Source organism: Megasphaera cerevisiae DSM 20462 (genome assembly GCF_001045675.1).
Classification (GTDB): Bacteria; Bacillota; Negativicutes; order Veillonellales; family Megasphaeraceae; genus Megasphaera; species Megasphaera cerevisiae.
The window spans coordinates 1-1377 of sequence record NZ_LEKT01000115.1 but is presented as its reverse complement, the minus strand read 5'-3'; the positions used below and the strand labels follow the sequence as shown (position 1 = coordinate 1377).

The window sequence follows — 1377 nt, the reverse complement described above, 5'->3', positions numbered from 1 at the left end:
TGGCAAAATTTTTGTTACATTTGTTGCGTTGATTCTTATATCGTATCTGGATCAGAAAATGAAACAGGCAAATTTATATAAAAGTTATACATTACATCAGATGCTTGACAAACTGGATGTGATTGAATGTTTCGAAGACGCAGGGCATTCGTTGCGTATTGGCGAGCTTTTAGATAAACAGAAAAAAATTTATGAGGCACTCGGTGTTAAGATGCCAACCTCGTCATGTTAAATCGAGAATCCAGGATAGATACTGATATGCTAATATGGCTTATTTCAAGAGTATATTTACATCAAAATCAATATACAGTTACAGATGGGGAGATTTTGACTGTTAATAATATTATAGGGTTTCGCGGAGGAACAACTGATGATATAACAAGGATTAGTGCAGCAGGTAATACAGTTTTAAATATATTGAGTACATTATCCTTTATATTAGAAAGTAATAATTTAAAACAAACCATGTTACGGCTTTCATATAAGCAGAATAGTAACATCGAATTAAAATTATATTCTAATGGAACAGTGGGTATAGAAACCGGGTCATATATTGGGGAGTTTGATGACGATACAAATAATGATCTGAAAAAGGCTAAATTATATTTATTGGTTTATCTTGTCATTATTCCACTGTTATGCGAGTGGTATGGGGATAACATATGGAATTCAAAAAAATACCAAGAATTTTTGCGAGAAATAGGAGAAAGTTTAAGTAAAAAAATAAATGAAAAAATAAATGAAATTCCCTCCGAAGATGAATAGTGTACATCGGGATCGAGAAGACGGAAGTGTATTATGATGTAGCTGAAAAGAGAATAGCGGATGTATGAGAAAAGGCCCCTCGCGATGAGGGACCTTTGGTTTAGCTGCCTTTGAATAAAAAAATATAAAATTGAATTCATTCGTTTTCATCATATACATATTATATTGTTGTTATTATTTCATCGTGGCTACACGGTGGCTACATATAGCTATGCTGAAAAGCTGATAAATAAGGCAGTTATGCCAATTATAGGACATACGTTCAGGACGTCTATCACAATGGGGATATGCCTGACGAAGAAGAATAAAGTAGTATATTAAGAGCAGATAACGGGTGTTGCCTGCTCTTTTTTGGTCCTATGTGAGCCTATGAAAAAATCTCTGTAAACAAACTTCCACTCGAAGTCATAAGGTCTTCTATGGTACAATCTAATCATAGGAGGACTTTTTATCATGGCAAAACAGCGGAAAGAGATTCACAAGGTTGAAATGACCGATGGGAAGCGGGCTATTATCCAGCAGCTCTTCCAAGAGTATACCATCGAGAAACCAAATGACATCCAAGATGCCCTGAAGGATCTGCTTGGCGGTACCATCAAAGAGATGATGGAG

At 35.3% G+C, this 1377-nt stretch carries 1 protein-coding gene and 1 pseudogene; both read left to right on the top strand.

The genetic code is table 11. The features are described 5' to 3' along the window. Positions 1-232: pseudogene (locus tag AB840_RS17975) on the top strand (IS1634 family transposase); the annotation flags it as partial. Next, on the top strand, positions 226-765 hold the full coding sequence (locus tag AB840_RS15225; RefSeq protein ID WP_048515663.1) for a hypothetical protein: 540 nt from the start codon (positions 226-228) through the stop codon (positions 763-765). The pseudogene AB840_RS17975 and the gene AB840_RS15225, both read left to right, overlap by 7 nt. Positions 766-1377 lie beyond the last annotated feature (612 nt).